The organism is Novosphingobium sp. GW821-FHT09E05, from assembly GCF_059416165.1.
On the sequence record NZ_JBWKOQ010000004.1, the window covers coordinates 247547 to 264346 of the forward strand.

Genomic DNA, 16800 nt, shown 5'->3' on the forward strand with positions numbered 1-16800 from the left:
TGACGGATCCGGGAGCCAGCGCATGAGGATGATCGGTATCGGGGGACCTGCAGCATGACCACGGCGCCCGACCCGTCCACCGACCCCTCCGGGTCCGGCAACGACAACGATGCGGACTTCTGGAACGTCGAGGGGATCGTGCGCGAACTCGCGCAGATCCGCCGCGACTGGCGGCAGACCAACACCCATCACGCCGAGTACGGGGTGGAGAGCTTCCCCTCGCGGGTGCGGCTGGCCAAAGTCATGGACGAACTGTGCGGGGCCCTTTTCCCGCTGCGCCTCGGCCCCGACTTCGTGCGCCTGCACAACGAGGACCTGTTCGTCACCCAGACGCTCCAGATCGCGTTGAGCCGGCTCCATGCGCAGCTGCGGCTCGAACTGACGTACACGCTCGACGAGGCCGAGGGCGAAACCATCGAGCAGGGCGCGACGCGCGTGGTGCTTTGCCTTTCCCGGCAGTTGCCGGAAATCCGCCAGCTGCTGGACATCGACATCGAGGCCGCGTTCCGGGGCGACCCGTCCGCGCGCAGCCTCGACGAGGTGCTGATCTGCTATCCCGGGCTGCTGGCGATCATCCACTACCGGCTGGCCCATGCCCTCCATCTGGAAGGCGCGCCGCTGGTCGCGCGGATCATCTCGGAGATCTCGCACGGGCGCACCGGGATCGACATCCATCCCGGCGCGCAGATCGGCAAGGGCTTCTTCATCGACCACGGCACCGGCGTGGTCATCGGGGAAACCGCGATCATCGGCGACAACGTGCGCATCTACCAGGGGGTGACGCTGGGCGCGAGGAACTTCCCGGCCGAAGCTTCCGGCGCGCTCATCAAGGCGCTGCCGCGCCATCCGGTGATCGAGGACGACGTGGTGATCTACGCCGGGGCGACGATCCTCGGCCGCGTCACCATCGGCGCGGGGTCGGAGATCGGCGGCAATGTCTGGCTGACCCACGACGTTCCGCCGCTCAGCCGCGTGTTCCAGGCGCGCGAGCAGAACCTCGTCATCCGCCCCCAGGGTGAACAGGGATCGCACTGAGCGGCTCGTAGATCACCGCACCATGAACCTCGGCGATGCCCGGTTTCCGACCAGGTCCGCGCCGGTCAGGGCGCGGACGGCTTGCCGGGCTCGGCTTCCGGCAGCGCCACGCCCTTCTGCGCAGCGTACCGGTCCCAGTCGGCCACCAGTTCGGCCAGCTTGGCGGCATGATCGGGTCCGAGATCCGTGCTTTCCGCCGGGTCCGTCGCCAGGTTGAAGAGCTGCCACTTGCCCTCACCCACGCCGTCGCGCGGGTAGGTCGAACCGCTCGTGGGCAGGTAGACGGCCTTCCAGTCCCCCTTGCGCAGCGCCCGGCGATAGAACAGTTCGGTGCCTACCGGTTCGCCCGGAGAGCGCACTTCGCTCGCCTTCTCGGCGAACACCGGGACCAGGCTGTGCCCTTCGAACGGCAGGATCGCGCGGCCCTTGAACGTCGCCGGCTGGGTCAGCCCGGCGAGGTCGAGCAGGGTCGGGGCGATGTCCGTGACGCTGAGATACCCGCGCGCTATCCGGTTGCCGACGACGTCCCGACCCGCGGCGAAAGCCGTCACCCGCGTCCCGCCTTCGGTGGGATAGCCCTTGACCAGCCAGGACGGCGAGCTGTTGGCCTGCGCCCAGCCGGCACCGTAACCGACATAGGACGTGGCATTGCCGATGTTCTCCAGGCTGTTGTCGATGCCCAGCTTCTTCGCGCCGCCGGCGATGGTGCGGACCTGGAACGGCGCGTCGATCTCGCTGCCTTCGGGGCCGTTGTCGGACAGGAAGAGAATGACCGTGTTGTCGTACTGTCCGGTGCGCTTGAGTTCGGCGACGACGCGCCCGACATTCTGGTCCATGCGGTCGACCATCGCGGCGTAGACTTCCATCTTGCGCGCCTCGATGGCCTTCTCCGCCGGCGTCAGGCTGTCCCACGGCTTCACGGCGTCGAACGGGTGCGGCTTCTGGTCGAGCGCGGCGAGGCCCAGCTTCTTCTGCCGTTCCAGCCGCTCTGCGCGCAGGACCTCGTAGCCCGCGTCGTAACGGCCCTTGTATTTGGCGATCGTTTCCGCCGGGGCCTGCATCGGCCAATGCGGCGTGGTGAACGTCAGGTAGGCGAAGAACGGCCGCCCGTCGTTCGCTCCGGCATCGAGGAAGCCGATCAGCTGGTCGGCGAACTGGTCCGCCGAGTAGCGCCCGACGGGGAAACGCACGAACTTGCCGTCCTGGCGATAGAGGGTGTTCGCCTTGAACTTCTTCCAGGCGCTGCCCTGATCCGCGCCGAAGTGGTTGCCCAGCCCCTGCAGCAAGGCATAGGAATGCTCGAACCCGCGCGCCGCGGGCCCGCGATCCTCGGTCAGGCCGAGATGCCACTTGCCGGACATGAGCGTGCGGTAGCCACCCTGCTGGAGCAGTTCCGCGATCGAGGCGACACGGTCGTTGAGATAGCCTTCGTAGCCGGGGCGGGCAGCCAGCGCCGCTGGCCGCGATTCCACCATGGTGCCGATCCCGGCCTCGTGGTTGTCGACCCCGCTCAGCAGCATCGAGCGCGTCGGCGAGCAGGTGGGCGCGGTGTGGAACCCGGTGAAACGCACGCCGCCACTCGCCAGCGCATCGAGGTTCGGCGTCACGATCTCGCCCCCGAAGGCGCCTAGGTCCGACCAGCCGAGATCGTCGGCGACGATCACCAGGAAGTTGGGACGCGCCGCCTCGCGCACGGCTCCGGGCGCGGCGACAGGCGCCGGGGAAGGCGCTGCCGGCGCCGTCTGGGCGACGGCGGGGCGGGTCAGAAGGGTGCTCATGAGAGCGGCGGCGATCAGGGCGGCCTTGCGGGTCACGTCGGGTTCCGTTGATGGCTATGCGGGGACGCACGACCTAGCGGCGGCGCCTGCGCGGGCCTAGAAAGATTTAGTCTATCAAACGAGTAGAGAATCTTTGTTGCGACGAAAAATGAATTATCTACTCAAAAAGTTGAGTTTTCAGCGGCCGTCCGGTCGCCGGTCGCGCCTGCAATAAGGGTTTTTGAATGAACACGATTCTGCGTGCCACCACGCTCGCCCTGCTGGGGTCGAGCGCGCTGGCTGTCGTCCCCGCCAAAGCCGAAGAAGCGCCCGTCGCGTCCGCCGCAGATGCCGGGTCGGACGGAGGCTCGGGCCTCGACATCATCGTCACCGCACGCCGCCGCAACGAACGCATCCAGGACGTGCCGGTGGCGGCCAATGCTTTCAGCGGCGATCAGCTCGCCGCCACGCGCACCTACAACCTGCGCGACCTGCAGCAGCTGACGCCGAGCCTCGTCGTCACCAACACCAACCCGCGCAACACCAGCATCAACATCCGCGGGCTGGGCAACAACGTCTCGGTCTACAACGATGGTCTGGAGCCGGCGGTGGGCGTCTACGTCGATCAGGTCTACCTCGCGCGGCCGGGACAGGCGGTGTTCGACCTGTCCGACGTCGAGCGCATCGAAGTGCTGCGCGGGCCGCAGGGCACGCTGTTCGGCAAGAACACGTCGGCGGGCGCCGTCGTCGTCACCACCAAGTCACCCACGTTCGAACCCGAAGCGGGCGGCGACATCACCGTGGGGAACTACGATTTCCGGCAGGTCCACGCCTATGCCAGCGGCGCGCTGGTGGACGACCTGCTGGCCGCGCGCCTCTACGTGTCCAAGACCGACCGCGACGGCTACATGACCAACCGCTATGATGGCGGCGATACGCAGGACTACCACGACTTCGGCCTGCGCGGGCAGCTGCTGTTCACGCCCGCCAGCAACTTCAAGCTGCGGCTGATCGGCGACTACGGCCGCCAGCATTCGAAGACGGCCGCCTCGGTGCTCACCGGCGTGCTCACGCAGTATGACAACGGCGCCGCCTTCGCGAACAACTACTACGCCCGCGCCGCGCGGACCGGCTACACGCCGCTGCCGATCGACCCGTCGGCCCGCCAGGTCGATGTCGACGCCAATCCGCGCTACAAGATGAACCAGTGGGGCGTGACTTCGATCGCGGACCTGAACATTCCGGGCAACACGATCACCTCGGTCACCGCCTACCGCGCGTGGAACTGGTATCCGCACAACGACGGCGATTCCACCAGGCTCGATGCCGGTTCCGACTTCCACCAGAGCAACGAGCAGCGCCAGTTCAGCCAGGAATTGCGGATCGCCTCGGAAGGCACCCGCAAGGTCGATTACGTCGCCGGCCTCTATTACCTGTGGCAGTCGATCGATGCCGAAGCGCTGAACGCCTATGGCAGCGACGCCGCCGCATGGTTCGTGGCGCCGAGCGTGGACCAGACCGCCGCTGCCGCCGCGCTCAACGGTTATACGATCCTGGGGCATTCGCGCCCGGTGACGAACAGCTATGCCGCCTTCGGGCAGACGATCTGGCACGTCACCCCGACGATCGACCTCACGACGGGGCTTCGCTACACTTACGAGACCAAGACTGGCTGGTTCGAACAGACCGCCTCCGGCGCCAGCCTCGACGGACTGACCGCGGCGCAGCTGGCCGCCGCCAACACGATCCGCGCGCGCTACGGCGTCGCCAATTCCTACTCGGCAAGTACCAGCGAAGGCCGCCTGTCCGGCTCGGCGACGCTGTCGTGGAAGGTGACGCCCGATGCGCTGGTCTATGCGACCTACGGGCGCGGCCACAAGTTCGGCGGCCTCAACCTCGCGAACATCGTGACGACCGGCGCCTATGCCGCCGACCCGGTCATCAAGCCCGAGACCATCGACAGCTACGAACTGGGCGTGAAGACCGCATGGTTCGGCAACAGGCTCACCGCCAACCTCGCCGCGTTCTGGACCGACGACAGCGACTACCAGACCACGGTCGTCGATGTGGACCGCAACAACCAGTCGTACTTCACCAACGTGGGCAAAGTCCGCACGCGCGGCTTCGAGGCCGACCTGCGGGCCAATCCGGCGCCATGGCTCTCGCTCTACGCCTCGGGCGCGTTTACCGATGCCAAGTACGTGGACTACGCCAATGCGCCCTGCCCGATCGAGATCACCGGCCAGACTACCTGCGACCTCGGCGGACGGCGCCTGCCCGGCGTCTCCAGGTGGGCCGCCTCGGCCGGCGGCGAGGGGCGGCAGGATGTCGGCTCGGTGCTGGGCCGCGACAGCGAGGTCTATCTCGGCGCGGACTACAGCTACCGGTCAGACTTCAACACCACCGCCAGCCTTTCGCGCTATTCGCTGATCCCCGGTTATTCGCAGGTCAACGCCCGCATCGGCGTGCGCGCGCTGGACGGGGTGCTCGACATCCAGCTCTGGGCACGCAACCTCACCGACAAGCTCTACTACCTGAGCCTGTCGGCGGGCACCACCGGCGCGGTGACCGGAACGCTGGGCGATCCGCGCACTTACGGCGTCACCCTCAAGACCAGGTTCTGAGGCAAGACAGGGCAGGTATCCGGTCGACGCCGGATGCCTGCCCATGGAAAACCTATCCCCGCTTCATCCGGCGCGGCCGCAGCGCGTCGCGGATCGAGAAGCTGGAGTTGATCCGCGTCACGCCCGGCAGGCGGGACAGGACCTCGCCGTGGATCACCTCGTAGGCGGCGACGCTTTCCGCGCGCAGGCGCAGCCAGTAATCGACATCGCCGGTCATCAGGAAGCATTCGCGGACTTCCGGGCACTGCCGCACGGCGGCTTCGAATCGGGTGAGATAGTCCTCGGTCTGCCGGTCGAGCGTCACCTGCACCACCACGTCGACGCCGCGGTCATCGTCTTCGGGGGCGGTCAGCACGGTGTAACCGCGTATCACGCCGCGATCCTCCATGATGCGGATACGCCTCAGGCACGAGGACGGGGAGAGGCCGACTTCCTGGGCGATTTCGGCATTGGGCCTGCGCCCGTTGGTGTGCAGCAGCCGCAGGATGGCGCGATCGGTATCATCACTCGCCCATGGCATGAATCGGCAAAACCCTCGTGGAACGATGCAACAATTCGCATATGGTAGCTTATCATGGCACAATTCGGCAGATAATTTGAAACGCACTGCGATACGATCGGCGCAGCCGAGAAGGCAGGAACCTTTGGCAGAGCCGGATGATGGGGCCATATCATGACGTCCGCAGCAACCCTGACGATCGACCTTGCCGCGCTCGCCGCCAACTACCGCCTGATCCGCGAGCAGGTTGCGCCCGCGCGCGTCGGGGGAGTGGTGAAGGCCGATGGCTACGGTCTCGGCGCCGTTGAAGTCGCGCAGACCCTGATCGCCGAGGGCTGCCGCCACCTGTTCGTGGCGCTGCAGGGCGAGGCCGAGGCGCTGGTGCCGCAGGTGGGCGAAGTGCCGGTCTACGTGCTCAACGGCCTGCTGCCGGGCGGCGAGGCGGCATGTGCGGCGATCGGGGCGATCCCGGTCATCAATTCGCTCGACCAGGCGCGGCGCTGGGCCGCGCAGGCGGCGATGCTGGGCCGGACGCTGCCGGCTGTCCTGCAGGTTGATACCGGCATGTCGCGCATGGGCCTGCCCGCCGACGAGCTGGACAGCCTGCTGGCCTCGCCCGGGCTGCTCCGCGGCATGGATGTCCGCTTCCTGATGAGCCACCTGGCCTGCGGGGACGAGCCCGCCAATCCCGCCAACGCCGCGCAGGAGAGCGCGTTTCGCCGGATCGCCGCGCGCTTGCCCGGTATTCCCCTGGCGCTCGACAACAGCGGCGGGGCGTTCCAGGCGCGCGGGCATTTCGACCTCGTGCGGGCCGGGATCGCGCTCTACGGCGGTGCCCCGCACGACGGTCCCAACCCGATGCGCCGCGTGGCCTCGCTGGAGGCGCGCATCGCGCAGCTGCGCACGATCCCGGCGGGCACGGGCGTGGGTTATGGGCTGACCTTCCGCACCGCGCGCGAGACGCGCATCGCGACGATCGCGGTGGGCTATGCCGACGGCTGGCCGCGCTGCCTCGGCAACCGGGGCGCGGCCTATATCGGCGACATCCGGGTTCCGGTGGTGGGGCGCGTGTCGATGGACAGCATGACCCTCGACGTCACCGACGTTCCCGAAGCGCTGCTCCGCCCCGGCGCGCCGGTCGAGCTGCTCGGCCCGCACCAGTCGGTCGATCAGGTCGCCGCCGACGCCGGAACCATTTCCTACGAGATCCTGACGCAACTGGGCCGCCGCTACGAACGGACCTATCTTCATCCGGCAGAGCGCCCGCGCAACCTGGGGACCAACGCGGCATGAAAATCGCCATTCTCGGCAGCGGCGTCATCGGCGTCACCTCCGCCTGGTATCTGGCGCAGGCCGGGCACGAAGTCGTCGTGATCGACCGGCAGGACGGCCCGGCGCTGGAGACATCGTTCGCCAATGCGGGGGAAATATCGCCGGGCTATGCCTCGCCCTGGGCGGCGCCGGGGATACCCATGAAGGCCGCGCGCTGGCTGATGATGCGCCATGCCCCGCTGATCCTGCGGCCCCATGCCGACATGGCCATGCTGCGCTGGCTGCTGGCGATGCTGGGCAACTGCAACGCGCGCGACTATGCCGTCAACAAGAGCCGCATGGTCCGCCTCGCCGAATTCAGCCGCGACTGCCTGATCGCCCTGCGGCGCGATACCGGCATCACCTACGACGAGCGCATGCAGGGCACCGTGCAACTGTTCCGCGAGCAGAAGCAGCTCGACGGCATCGGCAAGGACATCGCCGTACTCGCCGCCGACGGAGTTCCCTTCCAGGTGCTCGACCGGCAGGGCTGCATCGCCGCCGAGCCGGGCCTCGCCTTCAGCGAGACGCCCTTCGTCGGCGGCCTGCGCCTGCCGAACGACGAGACGGGGGACTGCTTCAAGTTCACCAATGCGCTGGCCGCGATGGCGGCGGCGAAAGGCGTGCGGTTCCTGAACGGCACCGCGATCACGCGCCTCGTCCACGATGCCGGCCGCATCGTGCGGGTGGAGACGAGCGGCGGGCCGGTCACGGCGGATGCCTACTTGGTCGCCATGGGCAGCTTCTCGCCGCAGCTGGTGGCGCCGCTGGGCATTCGCCTGCCGGTCTATCCGGTCAAGGGCTACTCGCTGACCGTACCCATCGTGGACGAGGGCCGCGCGCCCGTCTCCACGCTGCTCGATGAGAGCTACAAGGTCGCCATCACCCGCCTCGGCGACCGGATACGGGTCGGCGGCATGGCCGAAATTTCCGGTTTCAACCGGGATCTTCCGCCGGCCCGCCGCGCCACGCTGGAGCATTCCGCCGGTTCGCTGTTCCCCGGCGCCGGCGCGATGGAGCAGGCCAGCTTCTGGTGCGGCCTCAGGCCCATGACGCCCGACAGCACCCCGGTGATCGGCGCCACGAAAGTGCCCAACCTGTTCCTCAACACCGGCCACGGCACGCTCGGCTGGACGATGGCCTGCGGCTCCGCGCACGTCATCACCGACATCATCGGCGGCACCGCGCCCGCCATCGAGACTTCCGACCTCGCGATCAGCCGCTACTGAGCGGCGTTTTCCAGCAAAAGGACTTGCCCATGACCATCACCCGCATCGACCAGGGCCCGCGCATGAGCGAGGCCGTCATCCACGGCGACACCATCTATCTCGCCGGCCAGATCGGCGCGCCCGGCGAAAGCGTCACCGCGCAGACCAAGGCCGCGCTGGCCGAGATCGAGGACCTGCTGGCCAGGACCGGGAGCGACAAGGACCACCTGCTGATGGCCACCATCTGGCTGGCCGACATGAACGACTTCGACGAGATGAACGCCGTGTGGGACCCCTGGATCGCGAACCACCCCGCCCCGGCCCGCGCCACCGGCGAAGCGAAGCTGGCGAGCCCGGACTACAAGGTCGAGATCATCGTCATCGCCGCCAAGGCTTAGGGTTCCGCGTCGCCACGCGGGCGCGGGCAGCGCTATCGCAGGGTGCCTAGAACGCGCGCGCCAGCGCCAGCGAGAGGATGGCGCCCAGCGCCTGCCCGCGCTGCTCGCTCCCCGACACGGTTCCGGCGCGGTCGGGGGTGTAGAACCGGCGCCAGCGGGCGTTGTTCTGCCCGTTGATGCCCTTGGCGGTCAGCGTGGTCTTGAACCCGGCAAACGCGGTCGTCTCGACGTAAGCCCCCCATATCTCGGGGTCCCGCCAGCGCAGGACCTCGCCGGTATAGAATACGTCCGCCTGCTCCGCCGCGGTCCAGTTCACCCCCCACGAGGACTTGAGCGCGGGCAGGTCGTGACGGAACTCGGCGGTCACGGTCCGTGCGGAAATGTCGTCCATGGCGCGGTGACGCCCGGTCACCGGATCGCGCATCCGCGAGCCGCGCCAGGTTCCGTCGAAGGTCAGGCGGGCGCCTTTCAGGACGGCGCCGAGCGGCAGCGTTCCCTGCGCCGTGACGCCCCACTGGCGCGCGTCGCCGATGGTGCCGAGCGCCTCTTCGCCGGAAGGTAGGACGAGGTAGCCTAACAGGCCCTTATGTCGCTGCTGATAGGCCTCTATTGCAATAGCCCCGCCCTTGCCCCAGCGGTGATCGAGGCGAACCAGCGCGCGGGTCACGCGGGCCGGCCGCAGACCCGAATTGCCGCCCAGCGGCCGCCCGTCGGCCTGGTTCACCGAGGCGGCAAAGTCGCCGAAGTTCAGCTGATCGACCGTCCGGCGCAGGCCCAGCCGGACCTGGGTACTCCCCGAAGGCGACCAGACCAGCGCGCCGGAAGGCTTGAAATAGGACATGCTCTGCTCCTGCGCCGCCTCGCCCGTCACCCGGATGCGCGAGAATTCGGCCGCCATGCCCGCTTCCAGATTCACCCGCCCCGCCAGCTTGACGGTGACGTTGGCAAAGGCCTCCCCGCGCATTTCCGATACCCGCGTGTCGGCATTGGCGAGTGCGACAGGGACGAGGCCGCCGCCATTGTCCTCGGCATAGTCGAGCTGGCTGGACAGGCGGTTGTAGGCCATCTCGCCGCCGAATTCAGGCCGCACCAGGTGGTCGCCCTCGCGGGTGAGCGTGGCCCGCGCGACCAGTTCGGTCGGCTTCTCAAGCTGGGACGAAAGGCCGCGATAGTCTGCTTCGACGTAGTCCTCGTCCGTCACGTAGCGCTCGATCCGGCGCAGGCCGACGAACTTGGCGGTCCAGCCCGAACCGAGCCGCCGCGTCCAGTCCAGACCGAGTTCGCCGCTGCGCCCCGTCTCGTCGTAGGCGATGTCACGCCGGGCATCGTGAGAGCCGTCCGCCGCACCGTCGAAGATGTCGATGCCGCGCCTGGAGGAATAGCCGTCCTTGTTGAGCCGCAGGTTCACCGTCAGCGTGCCGCCTCCGACCGGGCCGGACGTGCTCAGTGCCAGCCCGTATTCGGGCGCCCTGGCCACGGTATGCTCCAGCCGCGTTGACGCCAGGTTCCCGGCGCCGTCGCGGTCGAGATAGACGCCGTCGTTGGGATAGCGGGTGACTTCGCCGGACAATTCGATGCTGGTCTGCCAGCCGGCGATCCGGCGCGCGTGGCTGATGCGCGCGGCGGGCGAGAGGAAACCATCCGCGGTATGCGTCATTGTCAGCGAGGCGTTGCCCGAGCCGCCGCCGCCGGCACCCAGAACGACGTTGGCGACGAGGGTCTGGCCCTGCGCCTCGGCGGCGTCGGAGCCGCGCAGCAGGACCACGCGCTCGACCCGCGAGGCGGCGATGCGGCGCAGGACTTCGGTGATGCCCCCGCCCTTTACGGTCGGCCGCTGCCCGTCGATGAGGACGTTGCCGGCCGCGTTGCCGAAGCCGCGCACGGAAGTCCCTTCGCTCAGGATGAAGCCGGGGGTGCGCTCCAGCATGTCGAGGGCGGTCTGCGGCTGGAACGGCGTGTAGAAATCGGCCGGATAGACCGGATCGGGTCCGCCCGGGACGATAGCCGGCGCCTTCTCCTGCCCGGCGCGTGAGGCCGGACCGGGCTCTTCGGCCGGGGAGCCGGCCGCAGCCACTCCGGCAAGCATCAGCGAAAGGGCGTTCATCATGCCGGTCCCGCAGCCCAGGCCAGCAGCGCTAGGGGGCCCGCCGTGCCCGCCAGCCAAAGCCAGGCCCGGGTCACGCTGGGCGCGTGGAACACCGCCATCGACACTGCGGCGAACACCGCGAAACTGCCGAGCGTCGCGGCTGTCACGGCCTCGACCCGCTCCATGCCGATGCGGGCGAGCGCGAGGGACAGGACCACCGTTATCTGAACGGTCAGGCCATAGGCGCCCAGCGTTCCGGCCAGCGTGCGCGCCGCCACCGAGAGGAGATGACGGCGCGCACCGACCGCCGCGACCGGGGACGGGGGGATGGACTGGCCCGTCGCGGTGTTATTCTTCGGCATGGCGCTCTTTCTCACGGGAACAGATGCAGGATGCGTTCGCGGTTGGTCTGGGCGGTGAGAACGATGGCGGCGGAGGCGCTCAGCCAGCCGAACCAGGCGACAGTGCCATAGGCCCACCCGAGCCCGCAACCACCGGAAATGAAAGCCAGGCCGAGGGCGCCGAAGCCGCCCCTGCGCAGCCCGCGCGAGGTGCGCGGCGCCAGCTTGCGCCGCAGCCAGCCCTGCTGATGGCGCGCCATCGCAAGAAGCAGCAGCGCGAAGCCCAGCAGAGCGGGTATGGCGATCGCCACATGGATCATGCCGGTACCCCTCGAGCACGTTGACGACGCGCGGGCGCAGCCTTCGGTTGATGGCGCAGGACTTTGCGCGCCGTGTATCCGAAACCGGCGGCGAGCACCGCCAGCGTCAGGTCCACGCCGACGAAGACCCAGTCGCCCCGCCAGAGACTGGCCCCCAGCCCGCGCGACGTGGTCAGCGCGTTGACCACCGGAACCATCGCGAACAGCACGGCTCCTGCTCCCAGCGCCTCTACCCAGGCTCGCTTGGACGGCCGTGCCAGGGTCCAAACGAAGATTGCGCCCCAGGCGATGAACAGGCTGTCCACTTCCCACTCTGCCCGCTCGGGGAGGGCAGCGGGCAACAGGCGATTGGCCAGGAAATAGACGGCGATCCCCCCGGGTGCTCCGGCGATGAAGCCGATGTTGAGCCGCTCCACCAGCCGGAAGCCGAAATGGGGGCGCGCAGGGTCGGGAAGCTTGGTGCGCCGCTTCACGCACCACAGCGCAAGGCCCGTGGCACACATGGCCGTGCCGCCCAGACCCGACAGGAAGTAGAGCCAGCGCAGGCCGTATCCGCTGAACCAGGCCGTGTGCAGGTCGATCATGACCTCCTGCGTCAGACGCGCACCGCCCTTGGTCCGCACGGCGGTAGGCAGGACCTTCCCTGAAACCGCATCGAAGTGCAGCGGGTCCATGCGTCCTTCGCTCCAGTCGCCGCGCCGCGGGTACAGCTGCGCGGTCGCGGCCGCGTCGCCCGGATGGTCGATACCGATGTAGCAGGGGGCGACGTAGCCGTATCCTCCGGCCTGCCACTCGCGCTCCGCGCTGACCGCCAACTGGCGCAACGGGACCACCGGCGCGGGGGAACCGCTCGCCTCGCGCTCTTCTGCTCGGGGGAACGCCGCTTCGTAAAAGGCCTCGCGCGTCGGGAAGTTGGCGGTGATGGCCCAAGGCATCAGCGTGAACAGGAGCGTGACGAGACCGGTATACGTAATCATCACATGGAACGGCAGCGCCAATACACCGGTGGCGTTGTGCGCATCGAGCCAGCTGCGCTGGCCCTTGCCGAAGCGCATCTGGAAGAAGTCGGTGAAGATCTTCTTGTGCGTCACGACGCCCGACAGGATCGCCACCAGCATGGCGAGCGCGGCGATGCTGACGAGGTAGCGCGCCCACATCACCGGCATGTAATGCAGGTCGAAATGCATCCGGTAGAGGAAGAACCCGCCCCGCGTCTCGCGCACGGCGATCTCGCGGCCGGTCTGCGGATCTAGCGTGATCTCCTTGCGGTCGTGCCGATCCTGCCCGGGCGTGCGCCACGAGACCTTCAGCCCGCTCCCGCCCCGCGCGTCGGGGAGCGAGACGGTCCAGCTCTCCGCGCCGGCACCGCGCTGGCGCAGGAGCGTGTCGGCGGCATCGAGCGCGCGCGCACTCACCTGCGTTCCTGCCGGAAGTTCCGGGCGCATCCAGGCATCGATCTCGTACTGGAAGAACGCTGCCGTCCCGAAGACGAAGACGATGTAGAGGACCCAGCCCGGGACCAGCCCGGCCCAGGTATGCAGCCATGCCATCGACTGGCGGAAACCCTGCTTCATGATGCGATAACCCGGGCCGTCATCTGTCAGAAGCCGTACTTGACCGAGAAGGCGACATTGCGCGGAATGCCGAGAGAATAGGACGTCGCCCAGTAGTTCTCGGCGGTGATGTTCGCCACGTTGAGGTCGAAGCGCACCGGGCTGCCGTCGATCTCGGTCTTGTAGTGCAGGCCCAGATCCATGATGGTGTAGCCGTCCATCTGCTGCAGGTTGGCGCTGTCCTTGTACATCTTGCCCGCGTGGTAGATGCCGCCGCTCACGGAGAATCCGGGGAGCGGGGGCAGGCTATATTCGAGGTACATCTTCGCCAGCGTGCCGCTGACGCCGGTGGGCTTCTTGCCAAGCAGCGCGGCGGTGCTGGTCCTGGTCACCTTGAGGTCCATCACAGTGCCGCCGACCATCACCGTCAGTTCAGGCGTCACGTTGCCGGTGGCGGTCAGTTCGAAACCCTGGTGCACTTCCACGCCGTCCTGGGTGCGGGTGATCTTGCCGCCCACCTGCTGGTCGAAGGAGTTCGCCTTCTCGATCCGGTAGGCCGCGCCTGTTATCAGCAGGGCGTCGATGGGGGCGTACTTGGCGCCGACCTCGTACTGCTTGGAGACGTAGGGCTTCATGATCTCGCCGGGGTTATTGTAGAGCACCGCGTCGTCGGGAACGGTGGAGCCCTGCTCGAGGCCCTCCATATACGTGGCGTAGGTCGTCACGCGCGGGGCCGGCTTGAACACCAGCGACACCGTAGGGGTCCATGCGCTCTCGTCGTAATTCGAAGTGGCCGCGCCGGCCGCGTTGAAGTTGCGGGCCTCGACCGTGCTGCGGTTGACGCCGACCATGGCGCCCCACTGCTCGGTGAACTGGATGTCATCGCCCACGACGATGTTGGTGTTCTTCGACCGGCTCGACTTGTAGAGCGCGCCCCACGAATAAGTGTTCAGCGCGGCGGGCATGGCCCAGCTGTCGAGGTCGTGAGGGTCGGTGAAGACCGGCGAATCCCCGCCGCTTACCGAATTGGTGACGTGCCGCCTGACGCGCAGGATGTCACCCGACGCGCCCATCGTCAGGCGATGTTCGATCCCCAGGGTCGAGAACTGGCTGTCGAGATAGGCATAGGCGCCCTGCGCGTAGTTGTACGAGGGCGCGCTGCGCGAGGTGAAGCCGTCCTGCCAGCCCGAGGTGCCGCCTCCCGCATTCTCGATGTAGAGCGGGTAGATGTTGATCGATTCCTGCGCATCGCGCTTGTAGAGATAGGCCGCGCGCAGGCTGAAGGTCTCGTTGATCTTCCACCTGGCGTTGGCGCCCGCGCGGTCCGTCTTGGTCTGGAGATAAGTCCAGGACGGCGTCCAGGTCCTGTCGTTCGCCAGCGGCTCGATCCAGTGGTCGAGGGCGCCACGACTGGTGTTGGCGTAGGCGTAGAAGCGGGAATCGATACCGTCGATCCGGTAGTAGGTATGCGCCGCCTCCGCTTGCACGAGCAGGTCGGGAGCCACGTTCCAGTCCAGCGCTCCGCTGACGAGGGTGCGCGCGACGTTCTGGTCCTTCTTCGCCGTCTCGCCGTCCTGGAACGACATGTTCAGGCGATAGGCGAAAGTGCCGTTCGCATCGATCTTACCGCCCAGGTCGACGTGGGCAAACCACTGCTGGTTGCCATAATTGCCCACCCTCACGTCCAGCTTGGGCGTGTAGGTCGGCCGCTTGAGCACGTAATTGGTGACACCGCCGGGATTGCCGACGCCGTACATGAAGCCGGACAGGCCGTTCATGATCTCGACGTTGGCGAGTTCCTCCGTCGAGATGCCGGTGAGAGTGGAGGAGAGGCGCACGCCGTCGAGCACGCCCTTCTGCGAATCGAAGCCGCGGATCGTCACGTAGGGCGTGCCGTAGACCGTGGAGGGCGCCGAGTTCTGGACCACTGGGTTCATCTTGAAGATCTGGTCCATGTCGCCGGCGACGACGCTCTCGATCAGGTCCTGCGGCACGACGCTGACCGAATAGGGGGTATCGATGAGCAGCTTGCTGCCCCACGGACCCGAAGTGGACGTCGCGTCGATCTGTGTGTTGTGCCCCGTCACGAGGATGGGGTCGTTGCGCCGCCATCCTTCCTCTTCGTCGTCCTCCCCGGGGGCGGCATCGCCGTAAGCCGCCGCGGTCAGCTCCATGCGCAGCGGATCGAGCGTCATGGCGCCGGTCGTCGCGCGGGCGATGGTCACCGCGCCCTCGCCCGCCGGACGCGCCGCAAGACCAGTGCCAAGGAGCAGGCGCGACAGTGCATCGTGCGGCGCAAAGCTGCCGCGCAGGCCGGTGCTACGGCGCCCCTGCGTCAGTGCCGCCTCGTAGGTCAACTGCATGCCGCTCTGTTCGGCGAAGCGATTCAGCGCGTCGGACAACGATCCTGCAGGAATGTCGTAGGTACGCGCCGCAAGCTGATCCTGCGCCGCCGCTGCGGCAGGCACCAGGGCACTGCCGCTCAGGACCGTACCCGCCAGCAACGCGAATGCCAGCGTCCGTCCACGCTCATACTTAACCGTCATCGAAACATTCCCCACAGGATTACCCAGCCGCCCCCACATTGCTGCTGCGACGCACTTGCAAGACCAAGACGGAGTACGATCGGGAAACACGACCAACGCGCCGGAATTTTTATCGGCGCAGGATAATGAAGCGATTGGACAGGCGCAGCGAGGCAAGGCGGTGGCTGGCCGCGATGCTGTCGATGGCGGCCAGGGGGTGATCGAGATCGTAAACCCCGCTTACCCGGATCGCGGCGGCCGAACCGGTGACGGTGACGTACCCATGGCGATAGCGCCCAATCTGCGCCACGACTTCACCAAGCGGGCGATCGACCACCACCAGCCGTCCGCGCGTCCACGCCGCCGCGTCGCCCCGCGCCGGCAGCGGCCCATGCAGGGTCTGCGCCGCGAAGTCCGCACGCTGGCCTTCGCCGACCACGACCGACCTGCCGCCTCCCTCCACGCGGACGCTGTGCCGGGTGACGGTTACCGTCGCGTGCCCGTCCTCGTCACGGATCGCGAACGCAGTGCCGAGCGCCGTGACGCTGCCGCCGCCGGCCTCGACGGTGAAAGGTCGCGCACGGTCGGGCGCGACCTCGAACAGCGCCGCTCCCGTCAACAGCCTTACCCCCCGGCGTAAGCCCGTGTAGTCGATCGCGATCGCCGAACCGCTATCCAGGGTGACGACCGATCCGTCCGACAGCGCGACCTCGCGCCGCTCGCCGACTGCGGTCATCTGATCCGCGCGCAGGCGTGTCGGCCAATCCTGGACGCCGCCGAGCACGAGCAGCGCCATTCCCACCGCCACGGCGCCGGCCGTCCAGGCCCGCCGCGGCGGCCTGACGGCTGCGGGTGCTGCTCGCCGAATGCGCGCCGGAACACGCGCGGTGCGCGGACGAGGAAGTTCAGGGACAGGATCGACGACAACCGCTTCCTGCTGCTCGTCGAGGAGTCCCCAGACTTTCTCCAGCCGAGCCAATGCCTCGCGATGTTCGGGTTGGGCATGCCACTGCGCGAAGGCCTGCTCGTCCTCGGCGCTCAGGTCGCCGCCGTCCCGCCGCACGATCCAGTCGGCCGCGGCTGCAGCAATCGCGGGCTCGATAGGTTGTCTCTTCGTCATGGCCTTCGCTCCGTCCCCCCCGG

13 protein-coding genes are annotated in these 16800 nt (G+C 67.9%); 5 read left to right on the forward strand and 8 right to left on the reverse strand.

Going from position 1 to position 16800, the window contains the following annotated elements; translation table 11 throughout:
* Positions 1–54 precede the first annotated feature (54 nt).
* On the forward strand, positions 55–1035 hold the full coding sequence (epsC, locus tag AC07M9_RS17080) for a serine O-acetyltransferase EpsC (RefSeq protein ID WP_494885321.1): 981 nt from the start codon (positions 55–57) through the stop codon (positions 1033–1035).
* 65 nt (positions 1036–1100) lie between these two features.
* Here epsC and AC07M9_RS17085 read toward each other — a convergent pair whose 3' ends face one another.
* A complete protein-coding gene (locus AC07M9_RS17085; RefSeq protein ID WP_494885474.1) occupies positions 1101–2813 on the reverse strand; it encodes an arylsulfatase in 1713 nt (570 codons plus the stop codon).
* Positions 2814–3037: 224 nt separating this feature from the next.
* Here AC07M9_RS17085 and AC07M9_RS17090 point away from each other — a divergent pair, with 224 nt between their 5' ends.
* Complete coding sequence (locus AC07M9_RS17090; RefSeq protein WP_494885322.1) at positions 3038–5416, forward strand: TonB-dependent receptor; 2379 nt, start codon at positions 3038–3040, stop codon at positions 5414–5416.
* A 52-nt stretch (positions 5417–5468) separates the two neighbouring features.
* On the opposite strand, the gene AC07M9_RS17095 is transcribed toward AC07M9_RS17090, so the two are convergent.
* A complete protein-coding gene (locus AC07M9_RS17095) occupies positions 5469–5936 on the reverse strand; it encodes an Lrp/AsnC family transcriptional regulator (RefSeq protein ID WP_494885324.1) in 468 nt (155 codons plus the stop codon).
* Between the two features lie 153 nt (positions 5937–6089).
* Between AC07M9_RS17095 and alr the strand changes: the two genes are divergently transcribed.
* Genes alr through AC07M9_RS17110 form a run of 3 tightly spaced genes read left to right on the forward strand, consistent with a single transcriptional unit; the run spans position 6090 to position 8832 of the window.
* On the forward strand, positions 6090–7208 hold the full coding sequence (gene alr / locus AC07M9_RS17100; protein ID WP_494885325.1) for an alanine racemase: 1119 nt from the start codon (positions 6090–6092) through the stop codon (positions 7206–7208).
* Positions 7205–8455 (forward strand): D-amino acid dehydrogenase, encoded by a 1251-nt coding sequence (locus tag AC07M9_RS17105; RefSeq protein WP_494885327.1) that lies wholly within the window; start codon positions 7205–7207, stop codon positions 8453–8455. The genes alr and AC07M9_RS17105 overlap by 4 nt, the downstream gene beginning before the upstream one ends.
* Before the next feature lie 29 nt (positions 8456–8484).
* The gene (locus AC07M9_RS17110) at positions 8485–8832 is read left to right on the forward strand and encodes a RidA family protein (RefSeq protein WP_494885328.1); all 348 of its coding nucleotides are present in this window, start codon (positions 8485–8487) and stop codon (positions 8830–8832) included.
* Between the two features lie 46 nt (positions 8833–8878).
* Here AC07M9_RS17110 and AC07M9_RS17115 read toward each other — a convergent pair whose 3' ends face one another.
* From AC07M9_RS17115 to AC07M9_RS17140, 6 genes are all read right to left on the reverse strand, one after another.
* A complete protein-coding gene (locus AC07M9_RS17115) occupies positions 8879–10939 on the reverse strand; it encodes a TonB-dependent receptor domain-containing protein (protein ID WP_494885329.1) in 2061 nt (686 codons plus the stop codon).
* Positions 10936–11280, reverse strand: a complete 345-nt coding sequence (locus AC07M9_RS17120) for a hypothetical protein (RefSeq protein ID WP_494885330.1) — start codon at positions 11278–11280, stop codon at positions 10936–10938. Before AC07M9_RS17120 ends, AC07M9_RS17115 begins: the two co-directional genes overlap by 4 nt.
* An 11-nt stretch (positions 11281–11291) precedes the next feature.
* Positions 11292–11579, reverse strand: a complete 288-nt coding sequence (locus AC07M9_RS17125; protein WP_494885331.1) for a DUF3325 family protein — start codon at positions 11577–11579, stop codon at positions 11292–11294.
* The gene (locus AC07M9_RS17130) at positions 11576–13153 is read right to left on the reverse strand and encodes a PepSY-associated TM helix domain-containing protein (RefSeq protein WP_494885333.1); all 1578 of its coding nucleotides are present in this window, start codon (positions 13151–13153) and stop codon (positions 11576–11578) included. The genes AC07M9_RS17125 and AC07M9_RS17130 overlap by 4 nt, the downstream gene beginning before the upstream one ends.
* A gap of 26 nt (positions 13154–13179) precedes the next feature.
* Complete coding sequence (locus AC07M9_RS17135) at positions 13180–15678, reverse strand: TonB-dependent siderophore receptor (RefSeq protein WP_494885335.1); 2499 nt, start codon at positions 15676–15678, stop codon at positions 13180–13182.
* A 109-nt stretch (positions 15679–15787) separates the two neighbouring features.
* Entirely contained in the window at positions 15788–16777 is a 990-nt protein-coding gene (locus tag AC07M9_RS17140) for a FecR family protein (protein ID WP_494885336.1), read from the reverse strand.
* Positions 16778–16800: the final 23 nt, after the last annotated feature.

Coding starts and splice junctions, on each gene's coding strand:
- AC07M9_RS17130 (WP_494885333.1), bottom strand. CDS start 13,153: ATGAAGCAGGGTTTCCGCCAGTCGATGGCATGGCTGCATACCTGGGCC.
- AC07M9_RS17110 (WP_494885328.1), top strand. CDS start 8,485: ATGACCATCACCCGCATCGACCAGGGCCCGCGCATGAGCGAGGCCGTC.
- AC07M9_RS17105 (WP_494885327.1), top strand. CDS start 7,205: ATGAAAATCGCCATTCTCGGCAGCGGCGTCATCGGCGTCACCTCCGCC.
- AC07M9_RS17085 (WP_494885474.1), bottom strand. CDS start 2,813: ATGAGCACCCTTCTGACCCGCCCCGCCGTCGCCCAGACGGCGCCGGCA.
- AC07M9_RS17135 (WP_494885335.1), bottom strand. CDS start 15,678: ATGACGGTTAAGTATGAGCGTGGACGGACGCTGGCATTCGCGTTGCTG.
- epsC (WP_494885321.1), top strand. CDS start 55: ATGACCACGGCGCCCGACCCGTCCACCGACCCCTCCGGGTCCGGCAAC.
- AC07M9_RS17090 (WP_494885322.1), top strand. CDS start 3,038: ATGAACACGATTCTGCGTGCCACCACGCTCGCCCTGCTGGGGTCGAGC.
- AC07M9_RS17095 (WP_494885324.1), bottom strand. CDS start 5,936: ATGCCATGGGCGAGTGATGATACCGATCGCGCCATCCTGCGGCTGCTG.
- AC07M9_RS17115 (WP_494885329.1), bottom strand. CDS start 10,939: ATGATGAACGCCCTTTCGCTGATGCTTGCCGGAGTGGCTGCGGCCGGC.
- AC07M9_RS17125 (WP_494885331.1), bottom strand. CDS start 11,579: ATGATCCATGTGGCGATCGCCATACCCGCTCTGCTGGGCTTCGCGCTG.
- AC07M9_RS17140 (WP_494885336.1), bottom strand. CDS start 16,777: ATGACGAAGAGACAACCTATCGAGCCCGCGATTGCTGCAGCCGCGGCC.
- alr (WP_494885325.1), top strand. CDS start 6,090: ATGACGTCCGCAGCAACCCTGACGATCGACCTTGCCGCGCTCGCCGCC.
- AC07M9_RS17120 (WP_494885330.1), bottom strand. CDS start 11,280: ATGCCGAAGAATAACACCGCGACGGGCCAGTCCATCCCCCCGTCCCCG.